General features: G+C 70.1%; 14 protein-coding genes. 12 read left to right on the top strand and 2 right to left on the bottom strand.

Annotated features, from left to right (window positions below):
* Window positions 1-351: 351 nt before the first annotated feature.
* Together ACFFNX_RS20115 and ACFFNX_RS20110 are read right to left on the bottom strand one after the other, a co-directional pair.
* Window positions 352-1,575, bottom strand: a complete 1,224-nt coding sequence (locus tag ACFFNX_RS20115; protein WP_378204188.1) for a PucR family transcriptional regulator — start codon at window positions 1,573-1,575, stop codon at window positions 352-354.
* 201 nt (window positions 1,576-1,776) lie between these two features.
* Window positions 1,777-3,099 (bottom strand): PucR family transcriptional regulator, encoded by a 1,323-nt coding sequence (locus ACFFNX_RS20110; RefSeq protein WP_378204185.1) that lies wholly within the window; start codon window positions 3,097-3,099, stop codon window positions 1,777-1,779.
* A 526-nt stretch (window positions 3,100-3,625) separates the two neighbouring features.
* Here ACFFNX_RS20110 and ACFFNX_RS20105 point away from each other — a divergent pair.
* The 12 genes from ACFFNX_RS20105 to ACFFNX_RS20050 all read left to right on the top strand — a co-directional run.
* Window positions 3,626-4,258, top strand: a complete 633-nt coding sequence (locus ACFFNX_RS20105) for a hypothetical protein (protein ID WP_378204183.1) — start codon at window positions 3,626-3,628, stop codon at window positions 4,256-4,258.
* Window positions 4,259-4,720: 462 nt separating this feature from the next.
* Window positions 4,721-6,127 carry a DUF6801 domain-containing protein gene (locus tag ACFFNX_RS20100; protein WP_378204180.1) on the top strand — a complete coding sequence of 469 codons (1,407 nt, stop codon included), beginning with the start codon at window positions 4,721-4,723 and terminating at the stop codon, window positions 6,125-6,127.
* A gap of 287 nt (window positions 6,128-6,414) precedes the next feature.
* The gene (locus tag ACFFNX_RS20095) at window positions 6,415-7,341 is read left to right on the top strand and encodes a hypothetical protein (protein WP_378204177.1); all 927 of its coding nucleotides are present in this window, start codon (window positions 6,415-6,417) and stop codon (window positions 7,339-7,341) included.
* 264 nt (window positions 7,342-7,605) lie between these two features.
* A complete protein-coding gene (locus ACFFNX_RS20090) occupies window positions 7,606-8,577 on the top strand; it encodes an ABC transporter ATP-binding protein (protein ID WP_378204174.1) in 972 nt (323 codons plus the stop codon).
* A 116-nt stretch (window positions 8,578-8,693) separates the two neighbouring features.
* Window positions 8,694-9,392 (top strand): MlaE family ABC transporter permease, encoded by a 699-nt coding sequence (locus ACFFNX_RS20085; RefSeq protein WP_378204191.1) that lies wholly within the window; start codon window positions 8,694-8,696, stop codon window positions 9,390-9,392.
* A gap of 4 nt (window positions 9,393-9,396) precedes the next feature.
* On the top strand, window positions 9,397-10,221 hold the full coding sequence (locus ACFFNX_RS20080; RefSeq protein ID WP_378204171.1) for an MlaE family ABC transporter permease: 825 nt from the start codon (window positions 9,397-9,399) through the stop codon (window positions 10,219-10,221).
* Window positions 10,218-11,444 (top strand): MCE family protein, encoded by a 1,227-nt coding sequence (locus tag ACFFNX_RS20075; protein ID WP_378204169.1) that lies wholly within the window; start codon window positions 10,218-10,220, stop codon window positions 11,442-11,444. The genes ACFFNX_RS20080 and ACFFNX_RS20075 overlap by 4 nt, the downstream gene beginning before the upstream one ends.
* Window positions 11,441-12,487 (top strand): MCE family protein, encoded by a 1,047-nt coding sequence (locus tag ACFFNX_RS20070; RefSeq protein WP_378204166.1) that lies wholly within the window; start codon window positions 11,441-11,443, stop codon window positions 12,485-12,487. The genes ACFFNX_RS20075 and ACFFNX_RS20070 overlap by 4 nt, the downstream gene beginning before the upstream one ends.
* Window positions 12,484-13,488 carry an MCE family protein gene (locus ACFFNX_RS20065; protein ID WP_378204163.1) on the top strand — a complete coding sequence of 335 codons (1,005 nt, stop codon included), beginning with the start codon at window positions 12,484-12,486 and terminating at the stop codon, window positions 13,486-13,488. The genes ACFFNX_RS20070 and ACFFNX_RS20065 overlap by 4 nt, the downstream gene beginning before the upstream one ends.
* Window positions 13,485-14,654 carry an MCE family protein gene (locus ACFFNX_RS20060; protein ID WP_378204160.1) on the top strand — a complete coding sequence of 390 codons (1,170 nt, stop codon included), beginning with the start codon at window positions 13,485-13,487 and terminating at the stop codon, window positions 14,652-14,654. Before ACFFNX_RS20065 ends, ACFFNX_RS20060 begins: the two co-directional genes overlap by 4 nt.
* Window positions 14,654-15,859, top strand: a complete 1,206-nt coding sequence (locus ACFFNX_RS20055) for an MCE family protein (RefSeq protein ID WP_378204157.1) — start codon at window positions 14,654-14,656, stop codon at window positions 15,857-15,859. Before ACFFNX_RS20060 ends, ACFFNX_RS20055 begins: the two co-directional genes overlap by 1 nt.
* Window positions 15,859-17,005 (top strand): MCE family protein (locus ACFFNX_RS20050; protein ID WP_378204154.1); only part of this gene is annotated, 1,147 nt, incomplete at its 3' end. The genes ACFFNX_RS20055 and ACFFNX_RS20050, both read left to right, overlap by 1 nt.

Here is a 17,005-nt window from a genome sequence, read left to right as displayed (position 1 = left end):
GGTCGCTCGGAGGGTCGCTCGGCGTGCTGCCGGACGGGTCGGGCGCGGGGTCGTCGGTGGCCGTGGGCGACGGGTCGGCGGCCAGCGCCGCCGCGGGGAAGGCCACCGCGCCGAGCGTGATGACCGTCGCCGCGCCGAGTGCGACGAAGACTGGTCTTGCGTTCGTTCCGGACAGCACTCCGGCACCTCCGCGTCCATCACCGTCCGCCTTCGGAACTCGTCGTCACCCGAGGCGGTCCTGCCCATGCGAACACGGGACCCGGAGATGGATCAACCATGGCGCCCAGCGCTATCAACGGATGCGCAATTCGCCCCGCGCCTTGTGCTCCCGGTTAGCGGAACAGGCGAATCTCAGGCTCCGTCCCCGGTCGCGTCGCACGTCTCGGGCACGAACGCCCGTTCGCGCAGCCACAGCGCGCGCAGGGCGACCTCGGTGGCGAAACGCGTGTCCGGATCGGCGAGGTCGTCGCCGAGGGCGTGTTCGATCTGCCGCATCCGGTAGCGCACGGTCTGCGGGTGCACACCCAGTTCGTCGCCGACCTGCGCGGCGGTCCCCCGGGTGCGCAGCCACACTCCCAGCGTCTCGACGAGGCGTTCGCGCTGCCGCGCGGTCAGGTGGTCCAGGGCGGCGAGCTGCCGGCGGGCGATCTGGTCGATCAGCGGGGCGTCCGCGAACAGCCAGAGCGTCTCCAGGTGGTTCGCGCAGAGGGTGAGCGGACCGTCGTCGACGATCCGGGAGTGGATCAGGCCGAGCGTCTGCCGGGCCCAGCGCAGCGAGTCGGGCGCGCGATCCAGCGACACCGTCAGCCCGGCCGCCGCCTTGGACTCGGCCACCGCGAGTTCGAGCATCGCGCGGCGGTCGGCCGTCAGCGGGCCGGGGACCAGCAGGTACGGCTCGGTGCCGTCGAGGTCGGTCAGCAGGTCGTCGTCGAGCAGCGTCCGTACGATCGGAGCGTTCGACCGCAGCACGACGACGGTCACCTCCTCCGGGAGCACCCAGCGAACCGACGCGGCGTGCTCCGCGAGCAGGTCGCGCGGTGCCGCGTCCACGATGAGCCGCAGCAGCCGCCGGCGGCCGGCCTGCAACTCGTCGTTCAACTGCGCCCTGGCCTCCCGGTAGCCCCGCACCGACGCGGACGCCAGCTCCTCCATGTAGGCGAACAGGGCGTCCGCCAGCACCGAGACGGTCGCCGGGGCGAGGTCGTGCCGCTGGTGCAGGGCCATCACCCGCCGCCAGCCGGTCTGGGCGCCGATCCGGTACGCGGACTGCAGGACGTCCAGCTGACGACCCTCGTACGCCTCGAACCGGCCGAGCTTGTAGCAGATGTCGTCCGGCAGGGCGTCTGGCGAACTGATCCATTCGACGAATCCGGCAAGGGCGCGTTCGACCCCGGAACGGAGCGTCCGGCCGTACGGACCGTCGATCGGCCGAGCGTATTCGGGAATGCCGTCCCGGATCTCTGCCACGATCTCTTTCGTGAGGCTGGGCAGTTCGGTCCGCATGATCGCCGTCAGCCGCTCGGCCAGTTCGGAACGCGACCAGTTCAAGCCGTCCGGTTCGAGCGTTCGAGGCATGCGTGTACCTCCCACCACCACCGTCGGAGTCGGTGCGTCGCGGGGCGGGGTCGCCCTTATTCAGATCGGCCGTCAGGTGGCGCTTTGCCGGTGACCGTGGGTCGCGAGGGAGACACCGAGCGGGGAACCCCTGCGTCTTCCGCACGAACCGCGATCTAGGACACCGTGACCGTAGAGCAGAGAACAGACTCCGGCAAGGATTTACCGATATCGCGTTCCAGGGCCGTACGGTCTGTCATTGACCGTGTGCGATTCCTTGTTTTCGGACAGCGCGGTACCGTTTTTTGTGACGGGATGATGAGAAAGAGGCGTTGCCGCCCGAGCGTTCCTGCCGTCCCGGCCGCCTGGTTGCGCCGGCCGGTCGCGCAGCCGCTGCGCCCGCAGCACGAGCTCCAGGCCGAACCGCGCCTCCGGGTCGGTGAACCGATCGCCCAGGCTCTCCTTGAGCTGGTTCAGCCGGTACCGCACGGTCTGCGGGTGCACGTGCAGCCGGTTCCCCACGTCGGCCGCGGTGCTCCAGCTCTCGAGCCACACCCGGAGCGTCTCGGTCAGCGCCTTCTGCTTGCCGGCCGGCATGCCCGCTAGCCGGGCGAGCCGTTGCCGGGCGAGCTCGTCGATGAGCTGCGGATCCGACATCAGCCACAAGGTCAGCAGGTGGTCCTCGCAGAACGTCAGCCGCGTGTCGTCGATGACGCCCTCGGCGATGAGACCGAGGGTCCGCGCGGCCCAGCGGAACGAGTCCGCGACCTCCTCCAGTGGCACGGTGACCCCCACGACGATCCGGTCGCGGGGCACCGCGGCCTCGATCGTCGCGCGCCTGGCCGGGGTGAACCGGCCGGGCACCAGCAGACGCGGCTCGGCGCCCTCGACGTCGGCGAGGACGTCATCGGGCAGTGCGGTGCGGACCAGGCGTGCGCCGGGTCGCAGGACGATCGGGGTCGCCTCCACGGGCATCGTCCAGTCGGCGCGCCCGGCGAGTTCGGCGATCGCCTGCCGTGGGGCGGCCGGCCGTTCCTGGATGAGCCGCAACAGCCCGAGGCGCAGCTCGGCCAGTTCCTCCGGCGAGTGCGCGCTCGCCTCCAGATAGCCCTCCACGGAGATCGAGGCGAGCTCGTCCATGTACTCCAGCTGCGCGTCGGCCAGCCCCGCGACGGTCTCCGACGGGAGTTCGTGGCGCGCGCAGAAGCTCATGGTCCACTGCCAGGCGACGCGGAAGGCGACGCGGAAGGCCGCCTGCAGCGCGTTCAGGTTGCGGTCGTGGTGCGCCTCGTTCTGCCCGAGGAGCCGGTAGATGTCGGTCAGCCGGGAGGCCGGCGCGGACGGCTCCGCGATGCGCTCGACGAAGGACACGATCGCCTGGTCGACCGCGGGCCGCATGGTCGACCCGGCCGGGCCGCCGCCGGGCGTGGCGTACTCCGCGACGGCCACGCGGATCTCGGCGCAGATCTCGTCGGCGAGCCCGTCCATCTCGGACCGTAACAGCCCGGCGAGCTCCCGCCGTCCCGCCTCGTGTTCGAGCCACACCGTCGTCTCCCTCCAGCCGGGCGACCCGGTCGCCGCCGCCGGGTGACGCGACGGCCGGAGACCCCGCTCCGCACGGCCCACCCAGGCCGGCGAAACGTGCCCGAAACATAGTCGTAGCTAACCAGGACGGACGCCATTCACACAGCCCCGGCGCGATATTCACCCTCCGCGCCCGCTCGGCGACTTCTCGTTGAACAGCCCGGCTTCGGACGCTACATAATCCGCGAAAGCACCCGCCTTAATCATCATCGCATAAACAACAACGCGATCTTTTGCACGCAATGACAATATGACAGAAATGTAAATTTGACCCTTGATTGGACCGTAACGCGCGCTTAACCTACCGACAGGTAGCAAGCGTTACAGAGAAACGCGGCAATAAAGATCATCTTTTGCGGTCAGTCGATCCCCGCAGATGTGGAAAGAGGCTGCCCTTGGGCCGATCTCACGCCAATTAGTTGCAACCCACTTCCGCGAGCCGGCTCTTCCTTGGGCCGGCCGGAGTCACGATGGAGGAAGAAGAACCATGCGCAAGTTCGTCGCCAGCTCGCTCGCCGTGGGCGCCGCCACCGCCGGGATGATCGCGCTCAGCGCGCCGTCGGCCCTCGCCGCCACGTGGACCGTGACCAACCCCGACAGCAGCGGCACCTTCACCTCGGCGCTCCTGTCCGGCACGACCGTCGCGTTCCGGGACACGACCACCAGCCAGCCGTTCACCTGCACGTCCTCGAGCATTCCCGGAACCGCGACCAGCGGCACCGGCAAACCCGACACCGGCCTCGCCACGCTGAGCACCGGTTCGTTCAGCGGCTGCAAGGGCAACCTGGGCAGCACCGGTACCGCGACCCTCACCTCGGGCAGCCTCAACGGCGTGTCGTACTCCTCCGGTGTGACCACCGGAACCATCACCGGGGTCAACGCCACTCTCTCGATCAGCGACCTGCTGGGGACCTGCAGCGCGGCGGTCTCCGGTGAGGTCGACAACGTGACCTACACCAACAGCACCGGCCAGCTCAAGGTCGTGGCGGACACCACTCCGCACCTGACGATCACCTCGGCCACCGGCAGTGGGTGCGCGGGCCTGATCAACGCCGGCGACTCGGCCACCTTCGCGGCGACCTACGTCGTCAGCCCCGTCATCACCGTCACCAGCCCCTGAGCCCCCTGGCTCACGTGAACCCGAGAGCCGGCCGGTCCGACCCCGGCCGGCTTTCGCCTGCGCGAGGACCCCCAGCCGAAGGCTCTTTACCGCCCCGGGCCCGGCTCCGTACGGGACTCGCTCAGCCGCGAACAAACGGCCGAACAAGAACTATCACCCGGTGACAAAAGAGCGGGCATAGGCGCCATTTGAGATACGGCTACTTGTCCTGGCCCCGGCCCACAACTACTCTACTCGCCAGTAGTAACCAGCGCGACGCCCGCGTTCTCTGTCATTTCGGCCATCGGGGGCCGCGACTTTTGGATGAGGTCTTCCGATGCTCGGCTTTTCTCCGCGGGAAACGAATATGGAGATGCGCTGCGCCGGTTCTCCCGGGTGGCCTCCGGCCGAAGAAATACCCTTCTCATCGATCGGGAGACCGCGCCCGGCCGTACGGCCGGGTCGCGCGACAGGTGATCGCGGATGAGCATCGCGCGCTGGACGCCTCGCGCGATGACACGGATCGTCGCCGCCGCGGTCATCATCGTCGGGATGAGCCTGGCGTTGGGCACCAGGTCCTCGGCCAGCGAGCAGGACGCGGACGCCACCCTGACCTACGCCTGCCCGTTCCCCTCCGGGGACCAGCGTGTCGCGGTCAAGGTCACCGGGGTCTTTCCCGCCGCCGAGACGGTCGGCCGGTCCGTCCAGCCCCGCGACGTGGAGGTGACGCCGAGGCTGCCGCACGCCGCGCTCGCCGACCTCACCGGACTCGACGCCACGTCGGTCACGGCATCGGCGGACCTGTCCGTCGCCGTGGCGCAGAACGGCCACTCCTCCACGGCCACCTGGTCCGGTCTGGCCGCGCCGTCGACCCCGATTCCCGGTTCCGGCGACCTGGCGCTCCCCGCGTCCGGCCCGGTGCCGCCGACCACGGCCGGGTCGGCCGGCCTCACGACCTTCATCGCCGGCCCGCTCACGCTCGTCCTCACACCGCACCGGGCGGACGGCGGCGCGACGAACCCCGCCACGGTTCCGCTGAACTGCACCCTCGACGTCGGCCCGGACGCGGTACTGGCGACCGTGCCGGTGACCGTTGCGGGAGACTCCGGCACGTCACCGTCCCACGACGGCCGCACCAGGGCCGGCTCCAGCACCGCGACGCCGGCCGACGACGACCCCTGTGTCGTCTCCTTTCCCAACTCCCCGACTCCCGGGGAGGCCTACATGGCGGGATTCTCGAACGTGCACAAGCTCGGCGGCTCGACACTCATCGGCCGGGAGAACGGCCAGACCACCGGCCATGTCACGCTGGAACTGGGCTACCAGATCTCCATCAACCAGTGCACCGGCGACACTCACATCTACAGCAGAGCGTCGCTGGACGACGACGGAGAGCACAAGCTGCCGCCCGCGACGGCCACCTTCCTGACCTTCGGTTTCATGCCGACCACCGCCACACTCGAACTGACCTCGCCCGAGGGCACCGACCTGGAGATCGACAGCCACGGATACCAGGACAGCGAGGGCAACTACTTCGAGGAGACGACGATCACGTCCCAGCTGGTGATCCGCATCCACGACGTCCTGGTCAACGGCACTCCTCTGGACGTGGGCCCGCACTGCGAGTCCGCCACACCGATGCCGGTCACGCTCACCGGCGAGCTTCCGGACTACGAGGTGAACCTGGGCGGGCCGCTGACCGGAACGGTCAAGATCCCGCCGTTCTCCGGCTGCGGCGTCGGCGAGGACCTCGACCCGCTGTTCACCGGGTCGATCTCCGGCCCGGACAACTACATGAAGCTGATACAGGGCGTGCCCTGCACCCGCCCGACCGACGGCACGCCGCCGCAGAACTGCGACCCGATCGACCGCCCCGACCCCCGGCCCTGACACGCGCCGCGCAGCGGCCGCGAACGACGGCCCCGCTTGCTCGCACGCCGATGAGTTTCGCACCGGGAATTGTCATTCGGCGACAACGATTTAGGCGACCCAAGTCCGATAGCTGGGCTTCTATTCCGTTTATCCGGATGGGCAAGTACTGTACTGGCCAGTAACGATCGCGAAGGCGGAATTCGACCGACCGGGCCGACGACACGGCCTTCGCCGATCAACACGTAAATCGGGGCGATGTTGGTGCGGTGGCTCCCCTGGGGCCGTTCTGAGAAAGGGACCAGCAAATGAGTCCTTCCCGCAAGATGGCAGGCATCGTGGTCGCCGGCGCGGCCGCCACGTTCGCCGCGCTCCTCCCGGCCGGTTCGGCGTCGGCGGCGACGTTGAACGGCGCCTGGGCGCCGTTCACGCGCTGCCCGGTGGACGACCCGGCGATGCTGGCCGCGGACGGCACGAACGTGACGAACACCTGCCTGGCCACGCATTCGTCCAGCGGCTCGATCACGCTGGGCAACACCACCGCGACGACCGGCGCCACCGACCTTCAGCTCGGCGTGGTCTCCGGGTCGTCGTTGTCGCTGGTCTCGCCGTCCGGCGGCGGTCTCGTGTCCGATTCCGTGAAGATTCCCGGCGGCCTGCTGGGCCTGATGTGCCCGAGCAACGTGCCGGTGATCACGCAGATCTGCCGGCAGCTCACCGACAACACCCTGAACAACGTCATCGCCACCGTGCAGCCGGCCGGCAGCCCGAAGGACTTCAGCCTGCTCAACGGGCTCGGCTCCGGCTCCCCGATCATCACCCTGCCGGTCAAGATCCACCTGCAGAACCCGTTCCTCGCCTCCACCTGCACGATCGGCTCGGACTCCAACCCGATCCTGTTGAAGCCGAAGAACGTGACGGCCCCGGCCACGGCCCTCACGCGGTTCGACGGCAACGGGACCACCGACGAGAACGGCGACCTGCTGAGAATCGACCTCAGCGGGGCGTCCCTGACCGACGACTCCTTCGCCGTGCCCGGCGCCACCGGCTGCGGCGGCCTCGGGCTGCTCGACGCCGCGGTCAACCTCAAGACCGGTCTCCCCGCGGCGGCGGGAAAGAACAAGCTGGTGCTGAACAGCGCCTCGACGTACGTCGCCGGGCTGAACGAGCCGGGCGCGTTCGCGCCCGACGCAGGGAAGAAGCTGTCGGCCTTCTGGCACTCCGCCGCGCACTGACGACCGGCGCAGGACGTCCGTGCTCATCGGCGGACAAAAGCGGAAGCCGCGATTGTCATTCGGTGACAAGACATTCCGTGCGACCTTGGCGGGCGTACGGAATGTCTTGCTCATAGCCGTTCACGAAAACTATGATACCCGCCAGTAGTAAAGGGCGGCGCCCGAGCCGATCCGGCGTTCAACATAACGGTTCGGTACATAAATTCGGGCTAATTTATATTCGGGGGCCGGAGTTGGGAATATTCCGATGGATGGCTCTACGTAATGGGACTTGAAGTCGTGGTCGAGGGGTTGTCGAAATCCTTCGGCCGGCAGAACATCTGGCGGGACGTCACCCTGACCCTGCCCGCCGGTGAGGTCAGCGTGATGCTCGGTCCTTCGGGCACGGGCAAGACCGTCTTCCTCAAGTCATTGATCGGCCTGCTCAAGCCCGAGCAGGGCCGTGTCCTCGTGGGCGGCGTCGACATGGTGAACAGCCCCGAGCGCAGGCTCCACGAGGTGCGCAAGCTGTTCGGGATCATGTTCCAGGACGGCGCGCTCTTCGGCTCCCTCAGCCTGTTCGAGAACATCGCCTTCCCGCTGCGCGAGCACACGGACAAGAAAGAGCCCGAGATCCGGCGCATCGTGCTGGAGAAGATGGAGATGGTCGGGCTGGCGGGAGCCGAGGGAAAGCTGCCCGGCGAGATCTCCGGCGGCATGCGCAAGCGCGCGGGCCTGGCGCGCGCCCTCGTGCTCGACCCGCAGATCATCCTCTGCGACGAGCCGGACTCCGGTCTGGACCCCGTCCGCACGGCGTACCTCTCGCAGCTCCTCATCGACCTCAACGCGCAGATCGACGCGACCATCCTGATCGTCACGCACAACATCCAGGTCGCCTCGACCGTGCCGGACAACATCGGCATGCTGTTCCGCCGCGACCTGGTCACCTTCGGCCCGCGCGAGGTGCTGCTGACGAGCGAGGAGCCGGTGGTCGCGCAGTTCCTCCGCGGCCGGCGGCACGGCCCGATCGGCATGTCGGAGGAGAAGGACCAGTCGCTGCTGGAGGCCGAGCGCAACGCCGGGTACCACGACGATGACGAGGGGCTGCCGCCGATCGTGCCGCAGCTCGAACCCAGCCCCGGCCTGCCGCCGCGCCAGGCCGTCGAGCGCCGCCGCGCACGGGTGATGGGCATGCTGCACGAACTGCCGTACCCGGCCCAGCAGGCGATCCTCCAGAGCATCCGGGAGCGCCCGTGACCGAGCGGAGCGAGGGAACCAACAGACGAACCACGCCGGCCGGCTCCGTTCCGGGTACCGCCGCGCTCCGCGAGACCGGCAAGCTGTTCGCACTCGCCGCCGCCACGCTCGGCGCGATGTTCCGGCGGCCGTTCCAGGGCCGGGAGCTCGTGGAGCAGTTCTGGTTCATCGCCAGCGTGACGATCCTGCCGACCGCGCTCGTGTCCATCCCGTTCGGCGCCGTCATCGCCTTGCAGGTCGGATCGCTCACCCAGCAGCTCGGCGCCCAGTCCTTCACCGGCGCGGCCAGCGTGCTCGCGGTCATCCAGCAGGCCAGCCCGCTGATCGTGGCGCTGCTGATCGCCGGTGCCGGAGGCTCGGCGATCTGCGCGGACATCGGCTCGCGGACGATCCGCGAGGAGATCGACGCGATGGTCGTCATGGGCGTCTCGCCGATCCAGCGGCTGATCGCGCCGCGCGTGCTGGCGGCCATGCTCGTCGCCGTCTTCCTCAACGGCCTGGTCTCGGTGGTCGGTGTGCTCGGCGGCTACTTCTTCAACGTGATCATGCAGGGCGGCACGCCCGGCGCGTACCTGGCCAGCTTCTCCGCCCTCGCCCACCTGCCGGACCTGTACATCAGTGAGATCAAGGCGCTCATCTTCGGTTTCATCGCGGGCGCGGTCGCGGCGCACCGCGGGCTGAACCCGCGCGGCGGCCCCAAGGGCGTCGGCGACGCGGTGAACCAGTCGGTCGTCATCGCCTTCCTGCTGCTGTTCTTCGTGAACCTCGTGCTCACGGCCATCTACCTGCAGGTCGTCCCCCCGAAGGGAAGCTGAGCCGATGGTCCCTCGCCTCGACCTCGACCGCCGGCTGTCCTGGCTGGACACGCTCGGCGACCAGCTGACCTTCTACCTGCGGGCGCTGCTGTGGACGCCGCGGGCGCTGCGGCGGTACCTGCGGGAGATCCGCCGCCTGCTCGCCGAGGTCACCTTCGGCAGCGGCGCGCTCGGCGTCATCGGCGGCACCATCGGCGTGATGATCGCGATGACGCTGTTCACCGGCACCGTCGTGGGCCTGCAGGGGTACGCCGCGCTCAACCAGATCGGTACCGCCGCCTTCACCGGGTTCGTCTCCGCGTACTTCAACACCCGCGAGATCGCGCCGCTGGTCGCCGGGCTGGCGCTGTCGGCGACCGTCGGCGCCGGCTTCACCGCCCAGCTCGGCGCGATGCGCATCAACGAGGAGGTCGACGCGCTCGAGGGCATGGGCGTGCCGAGCCTGCCGTACCTGGTCACCACCCGGATCGCGGCGGGCGCCGTTGCGATCGTCCCGCTGTACGGCATCGGCCTGCTCAGCTCGTACCTGTCCTCGCGCGAGATCACGGTGCTGTTCAACGGCCAGTCGGCCGGCACCTACGACCACTACTTCGGGCAGTTCCTGTCCTCGGTGGACGTGCTCTGGTCGTTCGGGAAGGTGCTGATCTTCTCGGTCATGGTGATCCTGGCGCACTGTTACTACGGCTACCGGGCGTCGGGCGGGCCGGCCGGGGTGGGCATCGCGGTCGGCCGTGCCGTGCGCACCTCGATCGTGCTGATCAGCCTGACCGACTTCTTCCTCAGCCTGGCGATCTGGGGCGCCACCACCACCGTGAAGGTGGCCGGATGATCAGTGTCGAGGACCCGCCCTCGGTGAAGGTGCGGCGGCGGCTCACCGGAGTGGCGTTCCTGCTCGTGCTGTGCCTGCTGGTGTGGCTGTCGATCGCGGTCTACCAGAAGCGTTTCACCGACGTCGCCATGGTGACGCTGCGTACGGACAGCGTGGGCAACGAGATGCACCCGCACGCGGACGTGAAGATGCGCGGCCAGGTCATCGGCGAGGTGCGCGACATCTCCGCGAACGGGTCGGGGGCCCGGCTGCGGCTCGCCCTCCAGCCGGGCGCGCTGAAGAACGTCCCGGCGAACGTCACCGCGCAGATGCTGCCGACCACGCTGTTCGGCGAGCGGTACGTCGCGCTCGTCCCGCCGCCCGACCCCGCGCCGGTGGCCCTCACCGCCGGGAGTGTGATCGGGCAGGACCGCAGCTCCAACGCCATCGAGCTGGAGCGGGTGCTGGACAACGTCCTGCCCCTGCTGACCGCCGTGCGGCCCGACAAGCTGTCCGCGACGCTCACCGCGATCGCCCAGGCGTTGCAGGGCCGCGGTGAGGAGCTCGGCCAGACGCTGGTGCGCTTCGACTCCTACCTCGGCAAGACCAACCCGCAGCTCCCCGCGCTCGACCGCGACATCACCGAGCTGGTACGCGTCGCACAGGCGTACTCTGCGGCGAGCCCGGACATCCTCCAGGCGCTCACCGACTTCACCACGACGAGCCGCACCATCGTCGACCAGCGCGCCAACCTCGGCGAGCTCTACGAGTCGGTGACCGACTCCTCGCGGGACATCACCGACTTCCTGCGCCGCAACTCCGCCAACCTCATCCGGCTGTCCGCCGACAGCCGCCCGGCGCTGGAGACGCTGGCCCGCTACTCACCGTCGTTCCCCTGCACGCTGAAGACGCTCAGCGACTTCGTCCCGGCGATGGACCGCGCGCTGGGCAAGGGCACCGACCGGCCCGGCCTGCACGTCACCGTGCACGTGGTCCCCTCGAAGGGCAAGTACGTGCCCGGCCGTGACAGGCCGGTCTACGACGCCGGCGGCGGCCCGCACTGCTACTCCGTGCCGTACCAGGGGGCCGCCGGCGCGCTCGGCGTGCCCAACTCCCCCGGCGAGAACGACCTCGTCAACGAGCTGCTGAACCCGAGCGGGACCACGCCGCGCACGGCCCTGCCCGACTGGAGCAGCGTGCTGGTCGGCCCGCTGTACCGGGGCACGGAGGTGACGGTGAAGTGAACCGCAGGAGCCTCGCCGGCCCGCTGGCCAAGTCGGTGATCTTCATCGTCGTCACCACACTGGCCACCGCGGTCCTGGCGCTCAGCATCGCCGGCACCGGCGTGGGCCGGACCGCCGGCTACCACGCGACGTTCACCGACGTCACCGGCCTGAACACCGGGGACAGCGTCCGGATCGCCGGGGTGCGCGTCGGCCAGGTCGAGAGCATCCACGTGACCGGCCGGCGGCTGGCGCGCGTGACGTTCTCGGTCGAGTCCGGCCGCACGCTGCCCGCCTCGGTCACCGCGTCCATCAAGTACCTCAACCTCGTCGGGCAGCGGTACGTCGAACTCGACCAGGGCGTCGGGCCGGTCGGCGAGACCCTGCGGGCGGGCGGGACGATCCCGGTGGAGCGGACCACGCCCGCGCTGAACCTCACCCAGCTCTTCAACGGCTTCCAGCCGCTGTTCCAGGCGCTGTCCCCCAAGGACGTCAACGAGCTCTCCGGCGAGATCATCCAGGTGTTCCAGGGCGAGGGCACCACCGTGGACCGGCTCATCGCCACGGTCGGCACGCTCACCACGACACTGGCTGCCCGCGACCAGGTCATCGGGCGTGTGATCGACAACCTGACCACCGTCGTGGAGACCGTCAACTCCCGCGAGGGCGAGTTCGAGGGGCTCATCACGACGCTGAAGCAACTCGTGCACGGCTTCGCCGCCGACCGGAAGCCGATCGGGCAGGCGATCAGCGCGATCTCCGGCCTGACCACCAGCACGGCCGGGCTGCTGGGCCCGAGCCGCGATCCGCTGCGCCGCGACATCCGCGACCTGGGCCGGCTGTCGTCCAACCTGAACCGCGACCAGCCGCTGGTGGAGGGCTTCGTACGAACGCTGCCGACCAAGCTGACCACGCTCTCCCGGCTCGCCTCGTACGGCTCGTGGCTCAACCTCTACATGTGCCAGGCCACCGTCTCCGGCGTGTCGTGGTCCACGGTCGGCCCGCCGATTCCCGGACCGCCGCCGACCGGCATCCCGGTCACCGAATCGAGGTGCGAGTCGTGAAGCCGATCCGTGAGCGGAGCCCGGTCAAGGTCGCCGTGGTCGGCCTGGTGATCCTGGCCGGGCTGGGCACCGCCGCGTACGCCGCCGACGACCTGCCCGTCATCGGCGGCGGCACGACCTACCGCGCGGACTTCACCGAGTCCGCCGGGCTGCAGTCCGGCAACGAGGTCCGCGTCGCCGGTGTGAAGGTCGGCAAGGTCACCGGGGTCTCCCTCGACCGCGGACGGGTGAAGGTCAGCTTCCGCGTCAAGGACACCTGGGTCGGCAACGCCTCCACCGCCTCGATCATGATCAAGACGCTGCTGGGCGAGAAGTACCTGGCGGTCGACCCGCTCGGCACCGCGCGGCAGGACCCCTCACGGCGCATCCCGGTCAGCCGCACGACCTCCCCGTACGACGTGACGCAGGCCTTCCAGCAGCTTGGCGGCACTCTGGGGCAGATCGACACCGACCAGCTCGGGCAGAGCCTGCAGGCGCTCTCCGACACGTTCAGCGGCACCTCGCCCAGCGTCCGCAAGGCCGTCCAGGGCCTGTCGGCGCTGTCCAAGACGATCTCCTCGCGGGACGCCCAGCTCTCCCGGCTGCTGGCCGGCACCCGGCAGATCACCGGCACCCTGGCCGCCCAGAACGGCAACTTCACCGCACTGCTGCACGACGGCAACCAGCTGCTGGCCGAGGTCTCACGCCGCCGGCTCGCGATCCACTCGCTGCTGACCGGCACTCAGCAGCTCTCCATGCAGCTCAGCGGCCTGGTCAAGGACAACCAGGCCCAGCTCGACCCGACCCTGCGCGCGCTCGACCAGGTGACCGCGATGCTGCGGCGCAACCAGAGCAGCCTCGACCACGCGCTCGCCGTCGCCGGGCCCTACTACCGGCTGATCAACAACGCGCTCGGCAACGGGCGCTGGTTCGACAGCTACCTGTGCGGCATCGTGCCCGACAACTACCTGGGGCGGCCCGACGGAACTCCGTGCAAGCCCCCGAAGCAGGACGGTCGATGATGCCCAGACTCACGGTCCCGCCGGCCCGCCGCCCCGCCGTGATGAGCGCCGGGCTCGCGCTCATCGTGATCCTCACCGGCACGCTGTACCTGCTGTCACGCCCGGCCGGTATGAGGATCACCGCGTACTTCGGCCAGGCCGTCGGCGTCTACTCCGGCTCGGACCTGCGCGTCCTCGGCGTGAAGGTCGGCACGGTCGACGCGGTGCGCCCCGAGGGCCGTCAGGTGCGGGTGACGATGACGGTCGACCACGGCGTGGCCGTGCCGGCCGGCGCGGTCGCCGTCGTCGTGGCGCCGAGCGTCGTCGCCGACCGCTACATCCAGCTCTCCCCCGCCTACACCGGCGGCCTGCGCCTGGCCGACCACGCGGTCATCCCGGCGACGCGTACGGCGACGCCCGTGGAGATCGACCAGCTGTACGACAGCATCAGCCGGCTCGCCACCGCGCTCGGCCCGAACGGCGCCAACCGCAAGGGCGCGCTGTCGAACGCGCTGAACACCGGCGCGGCGAACCTGGCCGGCAACGGCGAGGACCTCGGCCGCATGATCGGCGACGTGGGCCAGGCGGCCAAGACCCTGTCCGGCTCTTCGAGCGACCTGTTCTCGACCCTGACGAACCTGCAGAGGTTCACCACCATGCTCAAGGCCAACGACGGGCAGGTCCGGCTCGCCGAGCAGCAGCTCGCGCAGGTGACCGGCTTCCTCGCCGACGACCGGCAGAACCTCGGCGCGGCGCTCCAGCAGCTCGCCACCGCGCTCGGCCAGGTGCAGCGGTTCATCCACGACAACCGGGCACGGCTGAAGTCGAACGTGACCAAGCTGGCCTCGATCACCCAGACGCTGGTGGACCAGCGCGCCTCGCTCGCCGAGGCGCTGGACATCGCGCCGCTCGCGGCCGACAACGTCCTGAACGCCTACGACCCGGCCCACCGGACGCTGGACGGCCGCGGCGACCTCAACGAGCTGAGCATGGGCGGGCCGCTCACCCTCGCCACGGCCGGGCAGACCGCCGGCGACCGGCTCTGCTCGGTGACCGGCGCGGCTAAGTCCCTGAAGTCCCTGTGCGCCAGGTACAAGCCGGGCTCCGGCGGCCTGAAGCCGCTGCCGCGCTCACACCAGGCGCCCCTGCCGCTGCCGCCGGTGGGCGGCGTGTACGGAGGCCGATGATGCGCGCGGTACGGCCGGCCGCCCTCGCGGTCGCATGCCTCTCCCTGGCGGGCTGCGGCTCCGGCGGGTTCGCCGGCGTGTACGGAATCTCGCTGCCGGGCGGCGCGGACCTCGGCTCCCACCCGTACAAGGTCACGGCGGAGTTCGCCAACGTGCACGACCTCGTGCCGCAGGCGGCGGTGAAGGTCAACGACGTGGCGGTCGGCCGGGTCTCCAAGATCACTCTGCCGCGGAACGGCTGGACCGCGAACGTCGTCATGCTCGTGAACGGCAAGGTCCGCCTGCCCGCCGACGCGTACGCCCGGCTGGCCCAGTCGAGCCTGCTCGGCGAGAAGTACATCGAGCTCAGCGCGCCGGCCGGCGGCGGCCAGGGCACGCTGGCCGACGGCGCGGTCATCCCGATGGCGCGCACCGACCGCGACCCGGAGATCGAGGAGGTCTTCGGCGCGCTGTCGCTGCTGCTGAACGGCGGCGGCCTGAGTCAGCTCCGCACCGTCACCCAGGAGCTGAACAAGGCCCTCGGCGGCAACGAACCGCAGGTCAGGTCCATGCTCGGCCGGCTGAGCACGCTGGTCTCCAACCTCAACGACCACCGCAAGGACATCACCGACGCCATCGACGCGCTCGACCGGCTCTCGGCCAACCTCGCGTCCCGCAAGGAGCAGATCGACACCGTCCTGGACGACCTCGGACCCGGCCTGGACGTCCTCGAACAGCAGCGCGGCGCGCTGGTCACCATGCTCCGGTCGCTGGAGCAGCTGTCCGGCGTCGCGGTCACGACCATCAACAAGAGCAAGGCGGACATGGTCGCGGACCTGCGGGCGCTCGCTCCGGTGCTGGCCAACCTCTCCGACGCCGGGCGGAACCTGCCGCGATCGTTGCAGGTGCTGCTGACCTATCCGTTCACCGACGCGGTCCTGAACGGGGTCAAGGGCGACTACCTCAACGTCTACCTGTCGGTGACCGCGCCGCCCGGGACGGAGATCATCCCGCCGATCGTGCCGGCGGAGGAAGGGCAGGCGAAGCCATCCGGGCACAGGGCGGGGGTCACGCCGCTGCCGCTGCCGCTGCCGCTGCCTCCCGTCGGCGGGACGCGGACCACGCCGGCGACCTCGCCCCCGGCCACATCCGCCCCGCCGCCGGGCTCCGTACCGCCCGGGACGCCGACGGCGACACCGTCCTCCTCACCGAACGGGGGTGGCTGATGCTCACGCTCGGGACCCGCCTGAAGAACCTGGCGTTCCTCGTCATCGGCGTGCTCGTCATCGGCTACATCGGCTACCGGTACGCCGACCTCGGCCGCTACGTCGGCCTGCGCGGCTACTACGTCGTGCGGATGGACCTGCCCGAGACCGGCGGGCTGTTCCCCGGCTCCGACGTCACGTACCGCGGCGTGTCGGTCGGCCGGGTCGGCGGCCTGCACCTGACCGGCGACGGCGTACGGGCGGACCTGCACATCGACGACTCCGCGCCCCGCATCCCCGCCCGGTCGCAGGCCGTGGTCGCCAACCTGTCGGCGGTCGGTGAGGAGTACGTCGACCTGCGGCCCGCGAGCGGCGACGGCCCGTACCTGAAGAACGGCGCCACCATCCCGCGGGCCGCGACGCAGACGCCGCCGCCCGTGACGAACGTGCTGACCAACGTGAACGACCTGGCCGCCTCGGTGCCGCTGGACTCGTTGCGCACCGTGGTGGACGAACTCGGCAAGGCGTTCCAGGGACAGGGTGAGAACCTCCAGACGCTGCTCGACGGCGCGAGCGACTTCACCCAGGCCGCCGACGCCGCCGCTCCCGCCACCAACAAGCTCATCCTCGACGGGCAGACCGTGCTGCGGACCCAGCGCGAGGAGAGCGACGCGCTGCTGTCGTTCGCGCGCAGCGCGCGGCTGCTCGCCGGACAGCTCGACGCGTCCGACACCGACCTGCGGCGGCTGATCACCACGGCGCCGGTCGCCGCGAGCGAGATCAGCGGGCTGCTGCGCGACCTCGATCCGAACCTCAGCGTGCTGCTCGCCAACCTGACGACCACCTCCGAGCTCACGGTCACCCGGCAGCGCGGCATCCAGGAACTGCTCGTGCGCCTGCCCCAGGTGGCGGCGGCGGGCGCGTCGGTGGTCGACTCGAAGGGAGTCAACTTCGGGATGGCCCTGACGTTCTTCTCACCGCTCCCCTGCACCACGGGGTACGGCGGCACGACCTACCGCAACGGGACGGACACCGCGCCCGCGCCACCGCTGAACACGGCCGCGTCCTGCACGATGCCGGCCTCCAGCGGCGTGGACGTACGCGGCTCGGCCAACGCGCCGTACGGCGGCGGCGTGCCCTCGCCCGCGCGCCCGGGCGTCTCCGCGG

This window comes from Actinoallomurus acaciae (genome assembly GCF_042429965.1).
Classification (GTDB): domain Bacteria; phylum Actinomycetota; class Actinomycetes; order Streptosporangiales; family Streptosporangiaceae; genus Actinoallomurus; species Actinoallomurus acaciae.
Note: the sequence above shows the minus strand (reverse complement) of the source record. Positions and strands in the feature narration are given on the sequence as shown.

What these genes read in the sequence shown, in the direction of transcription:
- ACFFNX_RS20115 (WP_378204188.1), bottom strand. Translation starts at nt 1,575, where the DNA reads ATGCCTCGAACGCTCGAACCGGACGGCTTGAACTGGTCGCGTTCCGAA.
- ACFFNX_RS20105 (WP_378204183.1), top strand. Translation starts at nt 3,626, where the DNA reads ATGCGCAAGTTCGTCGCCAGCTCGCTCGCCGTGGGCGCCGCCACCGCC.
- ACFFNX_RS20100 (WP_378204180.1), top strand. Translation starts at nt 4,721, where the DNA reads ATGAGCATCGCGCGCTGGACGCCTCGCGCGATGACACGGATCGTCGCC.
- ACFFNX_RS20095 (WP_378204177.1), top strand. Translation starts at nt 6,415, where the DNA reads ATGAGTCCTTCCCGCAAGATGGCAGGCATCGTGGTCGCCGGCGCGGCC.
- ACFFNX_RS20090 (WP_378204174.1), top strand. Translation starts at nt 7,606, where the DNA reads ATGGGACTTGAAGTCGTGGTCGAGGGGTTGTCGAAATCCTTCGGCCGG.
- ACFFNX_RS20085 (WP_378204191.1), top strand. Translation starts at nt 8,694, where the DNA reads ATGTTCCGGCGGCCGTTCCAGGGCCGGGAGCTCGTGGAGCAGTTCTGG.
- ACFFNX_RS20080 (WP_378204171.1), top strand. Translation starts at nt 9,397, where the DNA reads ATGGTCCCTCGCCTCGACCTCGACCGCCGGCTGTCCTGGCTGGACACG.
- ACFFNX_RS20075 (WP_378204169.1), top strand. Translation starts at nt 10,218, where the DNA reads ATGATCAGTGTCGAGGACCCGCCCTCGGTGAAGGTGCGGCGGCGGCTC.
- ACFFNX_RS20060 (WP_378204160.1), top strand. Translation starts at nt 13,485, where the DNA reads ATGATGCCCAGACTCACGGTCCCGCCGGCCCGCCGCCCCGCCGTGATG.
- ACFFNX_RS20055 (WP_378204157.1), top strand. Translation starts at nt 14,654, where the DNA reads ATGCGCGCGGTACGGCCGGCCGCCCTCGCGGTCGCATGCCTCTCCCTG.